This is a genomic window from Streptomyces sp. AA1529, assembly GCF_000280905.1.
Taxonomy (GTDB): Bacteria; Actinomycetota; Actinomycetes; order Streptomycetales; family Streptomycetaceae; genus Streptomyces.
Genome location: NZ_ALAP01000005.1, coordinates 1 through 5,404 on the forward strand (window position 1 = coordinate 1; position 5,404 = coordinate 5,404).

Here is a 5,404-nt window from a genome sequence, read left to right on the forward strand (position 1 = left end):
AAGGCACGACGAACAGACCCCCGCAAAGGGAGAGTGCTCAGTAGTAGAGGATCCGCCGGAACGGCGGGAAGTGTCACCAGAAGCCGTGACCGGCCGCTGACAACCCGAGGAACCTTACGGACCGATGGCCACCGTGTCAACTGTCGATTTCGCCTCCGTTGCCTCGTGCATCTCGTCCCCCCTCCGGTGCCGGTCCCGGCACCGGTCGGTGCTGTCAGCGGTCGTCCCGGTCCCGGGCGGTGCGCTCCCGGGTGACGCGGTCCTTGGCGGAGAGCCTGCCGTCCCGGAAGCAGAGCCGGTACAGCGGCGAGTCGGCGAAAGTGGCGGTGCGGTAGAAGCGGCACTCGTCGCTGTCGGCGGGATCCGGGGGCACGCCGGACGGCCGGGTCTCCTCGTCGTACTGGTACCCGGGCAGCCGCGGCGTCACGGAGCTCTCCGCGGTGCCGACGCGCAGCTTGTCGTAGGTGCCGCGGGACAGCACCGATTCGTGCGAGGTGTAGATCTGGAAGCCGTACATCAGAACCGCCAGCGCCGCGGTGGCGGCTACCGGGATCCACAGCACATTGACCACGCCGCGGTGTACGCGTCTGCGGGCCTGGGCCAGTTCCTCCTGCGAGCGGGACGGGCCGATCGGCGCGTCCGCGGGGGCCCGCGGGAGCGGTCCGGGAGTGAGCGGGAGGCGGGCCGCCACCTCGAAGCCGTCCCGGGTGGGGCGGGCGCGGAAGGTGCCGCCGAGCTGGCGGACCCGTTCGTCCAGACCGATCAGGCCGGTGCCGGAGCCGCTCTCCGGGGCCGGCGGCACGGCGTCCGGCGGCACGGCGTCCGAGGCGTCCGCCGTTGCAGAGTTGTGTACGCGCACGCTCAGGCAGTCGTCCTCCCGGCGCAGTGCGACGGCGATGCGGGATCCGGGCGCGTGCTTCATCGCGTTGGTCACCGCTTCCTGCACCACCCGGTGGACGGCCCGGTCGACCATCGGGGGCAGTGGGGCGGACGGGGCTGCGGGCGCTTCCTCCGGCGGCGCGTCGCCGCCGTTCCGGTGGAGGACGATGTCGACTCCGGAGGCGGCGGTGCGCCCGACCAGTTCCGGGACGGTCTCGGAGGTGATCTCGGGAGCGCCCTGCGAGAGCCCGCTGCTGTCCTGGCGGAGGAGGCCGATGATCCGGTGGAGGCGTTCGGTGGCGTCGGCGGCGGCCTGCCGGAGTTCGGCAGCCGAGGCGCGGGCGTCCTCATCCACTCCCCGGGAGACCTGGAGCCCGGCGGCCCGGACGGCGATGAGGCTGAGGTCGTGCCCGAGGGAGTCGTGCATGTCCCCCGCGATCCGGGAGCGTTCGCGCAGCCGGGTGCGCTCCGCGACCAGCTGCTGTTCCCGCTCCATACGGGCGGCCAGCTCCCAGCCCGCGCTCTGGAGTTCGTACTGCTGGCGGCGGAAGCGGCCCAGCAGCCACGGCAGGACCGCGGCGAAGACGACGGTGGTGACCAGGGTGGACCAGTCCCACAGGTCGGCGCCGGGCAGCGTGAGCGCGGCGACGAGTCCCGCCGCGCACAGCACCGCGGCGGCGACGATCGAGGGGCGCACGTGCTCCGCGCGGCGGCCGAGCAGAAAGCTGAGCACGACCAGTGCCGGGGAGAAGGTGCTGGTGAACAGTTCCGGTGTGGCGGCGAGGCTGAGCGCGGCGGGTACGGCCGCGGCCGCGAGGGGCGCCCGGCGGCTGAGGGCTGCCGCGAGGGCGAGCAGCGGGGCGGCCGGCACCCGGAGCAGGAGCGGGACGTCGTGCACCGTGACCAGTGGCCAGGCCATGAGCAGCCACAGGGCGGCATCGTTCAGGGCCGCGCGGGCCCTGGGGCGGCGCAGGATCGCACGCGGCCCCGCGCCCGGTCCCCTGCGCCGGGCCTTCCGCGGCCGGTCCGGGCGGCGGGGGACACGTACGGGGGAGTTCACGCCGGTCACGGTACGCGGCGGGTGGGGAGCGCGCCTCTGTCGAAAGTGCAGGGCATCCGACGACGATCGTGCGCTGCGGGCCGTTGGCGCCGCTCCATACGTTCCGGGCCATGAATGACGCGATAGTGCATGCGGTCGAGGGCTTCGTCAGCACGCCGTGGGTCTACCTGGCGCTGTTCGGGATCGCGATGCTGGACGGGTTCTTCCCGGTGGTGCCGAGCGAGACGCTGGTGATCACGCTGGGGGTGTTCGCCGCGGCGCAGGGCGAGCCGGTGCTGGTTCTGGTGATCCTGGTGGCGGCGCTCGGTGCGTTCACCGGGGATCACATCTCGTATGCGATCGGACGGCGCTCGGGGGCCCGGGTGCAGGCGCGGTTGCAGGAGGGGAGCCGGGCGTGGCGGGTGTACGACCGGGTCGGGCGGATGCTGGCCGAGCGGGGCGGGCTCGTGCTGGTGGCGGCGCGCTACATCCCGGGAGGGCGGACGGCCGCCACCCTCACCACCGGCGCGACGGGGTTCCCGCGCCGGTCGTTCACGCGGTACGACGCCGTCGCGGCGGTGAGCTGGGCGGTCTACTCGGCCTGCCTGGGGTACGCGGGTGGCGCGGCCTTCGAGGAGACGCCGCTGTACGGGGTGGCGCTGGGGCTGGCCCTCGCGTTCACGATCACGCTGGTGCACGAGGGGGTCCGCGGAGTACGGCTGCGGCGACGGGGCGGGGCGCGCGTGTCGGCTCCCGGGGAGCAGGGGCCGGACCTGACCCACGCGGCGGAGCCCGGGGGACAGCGCTGCCGGGCCGTGTCCACGGAACCCGGCGCACTCGTACGGCCGCGGCGCTCCGCCTCGGTGGAACGACGGCCGTAGGTCGAACGACGGCCGTAGGCCGAACGGCGGCCGCAGGCGTCAACTCGGTGTTCTGACCGGAGCACAGTGGTGCGAGAGCGCCGCCCGGCGCGGGCCACCGGCCGGCCGGAGTGCGGTGCGGGCACTGGATACGGGGGCCCGCGTCGCGCGGACGGGTGCCGAGCATGGAGCACGATGGGAGCGAGCGGGTCCGGACGGTCGGCATCGTGCATCAGGTGGTCGACGCCCGGCAGCACGACTCGGCCCGGTCCACCGGCATGCTCCCGGCGCAGGGCGGTTCTCAGGGCATGCTTCGTGATCCATGGGCCCCGGGCGTCGATCCGGCCGGCGCGGTGGTGAGGGCGACCAGTGGGAGCACAGCCGTTGCCGAGTGGCGCAGCACGGGTCCTTCTCCCCTCAGGCCAGGGCTTTCTCGACCAGGTCGACGGCCGTGCGCGGGTCGTCGACCTGGATGACCAGGCGGGCGTACCGCTCGTCGGCGAGTTCGACCACGACGGCCTTGGACGGATCCTTGACGTCCCAGAAGACCTTCTCGCCGTCCTGGTGGAAGGTGCCCGCGGTGATCAGGCCGGGTACCCGGGCCCCCGGCGCGCGGATTCCCTTGGGCTCCGTGGCGATACCGGGATCGGCGGTCGCACCGCGGACGTGGGCCAGCGGGATGGTCAGACTGCTCTTGAAGGCCCAGAGTTTGTCGAGACCCTCGATGACGACGACGAGGTTGTCGCCGTCGATGCGCAGCAGTGCCATTCGGGGCTCCTTGTCAGGTGAGGAGGTCGAGGCGTCGGGCCAGCGCGGCGACGGCGCTGTCGGAACGACCGCGCAGATGGATTCCGAGCGCGGCGGCGGTGAGGGCGGCCCCGAGGTCGGCGGGGATGTCGAGCGCGTCGGAGAGCGCCTGGTCGACGGCGGCCAACGCGGTCGTCACCTCGGTGGCGACCTCCTCGTCGACCGGTGCGCGTTCGACCGCCGCGAGCAGCAGCATGCCAAGGTCGGCCGATGCGACGAGCCGCAGTGCGGCCGCGGCGTCCGAGGCGTCGACGAGCGCGTCGAGCAGGGGGCGGACGTCCTCGGCGAGGTGACGGCGCAGCGCGATCAGATAGAGGCCGCGCTTGCTGCCGAATGTCTTGTAGAGGCTGTTCCGGTGCACGCCGAGGTGGCTGACCAGGTCGTCGACGGAGACACCGTCGTATGCGCGCCCGCCGAACAGGCCGACTGCGGCACGGACCGCTTCGTCCGCGTCGAATGCTCTCGGCCTGCCCATGGCCACGACAATAGACAGTTGAGGAACGATCGGTCAAGAACGATCGTTCCTCAACTGCCGTTCCCCGGGTCGCGCCGTGCGATGCGGGACCCGCTGCGCCGGCCGGGTACGCCTCCCCTCCGGGACGCGCCTTCGGGCCCCGCAGGACACCCGACGCACCGGCTCGGACCGCTAACCCCCGAGTTCGCGGCTGCGGTCGCGGGCGGCCTCGATGGCGTCGATGAAGGCGGCGCGGACGCGGTGGTTCTCCAGTTCGCGGATGGCGTTGATGGTGGTGCCGCCGGGCGAGGTGACGTTCTCGCGGAGGGTGACGGGGTGTTCGCCGCTGTCCCGGAGCATGGTGGCGGCGCCGACGGCGGCCTGGACGATCAGCTCGTGCGCCTTGTCGCGCGGGAGGCCGAGCTGGATGCCCGCGTCGGTCATGGCCTCGACCAGGAAGAAGAAGTAGGCGGGGCCCGAGCCGGAGAGGGCGGTGGCCGCGTCCTGCTGGTTCTCCGGGAGGCGGAGGGTCTTGCCGACGCCGCCGAAGATCTCGTCGGCGAGCTTGAGATGGTCCTCGGTGGCGTGGGTGCCGGGGGAGATGACGGACATGGCCTCGTCCACCAGGGCCGGGGTGTTGGCCATCACGCGGATGACCGGGGTGCCCTCGGCGAGGCGCTGCTCCAGGGAGCGGGTGGTGATGCCGGCCGCGCCGCTGATCACCAGGCGGTCCGCGGGGACGTGCGGGGCGAGCTCGTCCAGCAGTGCGGCCATGTCCTGCGGTTTGGGGGTGAGGATGAGGGTGTCGGCGCGCGCGGCGGCCTCGGCGTTGCCGACGGTCTCCACCTCGTAGCGTCGGCGCAGTTCCGCGGCGCGCTCCGGGCGGCGGGCGGTGGCCAGCAGACGGGCGGGTGACCAGCCGCCCCTGAGCATGCCGGAGAGCAGCGCTTCGCCGATCTTGCCGGTGCCGAGGACCGCGACGTTCTGGGGGGTCATGGGTGCTTCACCTCGTGCCTCGTTGCGCGCGTCGGGCGGGCCCGTCTGCGTCCGCCCTGGCCACGTTCGTGGACGCGGTGCCCATCCTCGCACCGGCTCGCGCTCCGTAGCGGGGCCGTTCCACAGCGCGGACCGGCCCCCGGCGGCCGGGCGGCCGGGCGGCCCGCACAGCCGGGCGGCCGGGCGGCCGGGCCGGGTCATGCCCGGGTGAGTCGTGCGGCCGGGGTCAGGACGTGCGGCGGCGGAGGGTGGCCGCGCCGAGGAAGAGGACGAGGAGGGCGCAGCCGGCGACGACGCCGACGTCCCGGACGAAGTCCCCGGTGGCGTCGGGGTGTTTGAGCACCTCCGTCATGCCGTCGACGGCGTAGG

The 5,404-nt window shown here is 73.5% G+C and carries 5 protein-coding genes and 1 pseudogene; 1 reads left to right on the plus strand and 5 read right to left on the minus strand.

Going from position 1 to position 5,404, the window contains the following annotated elements; genetic code table 11:
- Positions 1–214 precede the first annotated feature (214 nt).
- Positions 215–1,939: a sensor histidine kinase gene (locus tag A949_RS0100570; protein WP_237735699.1), complete on the minus strand. Its 1,725-nt coding sequence runs from the start codon at positions 1,937–1,939 to the stop codon at positions 215–217.
- A gap of 110 nt (positions 1,940–2,049) precedes the next feature.
- Between A949_RS0100570 and A949_RS31960 the strand changes: the two genes are divergently transcribed.
- The gene (locus A949_RS31960; RefSeq protein ID WP_078565298.1) at positions 2,050–2,799 is read left to right on the plus strand and encodes a DedA family protein; all 750 of its coding nucleotides are present in this window, start codon (positions 2,050–2,052) and stop codon (positions 2,797–2,799) included.
- A gap of 396 nt (positions 2,800–3,195) precedes the next feature.
- Here A949_RS31960 and A949_RS0100580 read toward each other — a convergent pair whose 3' ends face one another.
- From A949_RS0100580 to A949_RS31965, 4 genes and pseudogenes are all read right to left on the minus strand, one after another.
- Positions 3,196–3,546: a hypothetical protein gene (locus A949_RS0100580; RefSeq protein WP_019354064.1), complete on the minus strand. Its 351-nt coding sequence runs from the start codon at positions 3,544–3,546 to the stop codon at positions 3,196–3,198.
- Between the two features lie 13 nt (positions 3,547–3,559).
- Positions 3,560–4,060: a TetR/AcrR family transcriptional regulator gene (locus tag A949_RS0100585; RefSeq protein ID WP_019354065.1), complete on the minus strand. Its 501-nt coding sequence runs from the start codon at positions 4,058–4,060 to the stop codon at positions 3,560–3,562.
- Positions 4,061–4,231: 171 nt separating this feature from the next.
- The gene (proC, locus tag A949_RS0100590; protein WP_019354066.1) at positions 4,232–5,035 is read right to left on the minus strand and encodes a pyrroline-5-carboxylate reductase; all 804 of its coding nucleotides are present in this window, start codon (positions 5,033–5,035) and stop codon (positions 4,232–4,234) included.
- Positions 5,036–5,261: 226 nt separating this feature from the next.
- Positions 5,262–5,404, minus strand: a pseudogene (locus tag A949_RS31965) (ABC transporter permease); the annotation flags it as partial.

Excerpts from the sequence above, each read along its gene's own strand:
- A949_RS31960 (WP_078565298.1), top strand. The coding sequence starts at position 2,050 with ATGAATGACGCGATAGTGCATGCGGTCGAGGGCTTCGTCAGCACGCCG.
- A949_RS0100580 (WP_019354064.1), bottom strand. The coding sequence starts at position 3,546 with ATGGCACTGCTGCGCATCGACGGCGACAACCTCGTCGTCGTCATCGAG.
- A949_RS0100585 (WP_019354065.1), bottom strand. The coding sequence starts at position 4,060 with ATGGGCAGGCCGAGAGCATTCGACGCGGACGAAGCGGTCCGTGCCGCA.
- proC (WP_019354066.1), bottom strand. The coding sequence starts at position 5,035 with ATGACCCCCCAGAACGTCGCGGTCCTCGGCACCGGCAAGATCGGCGAA.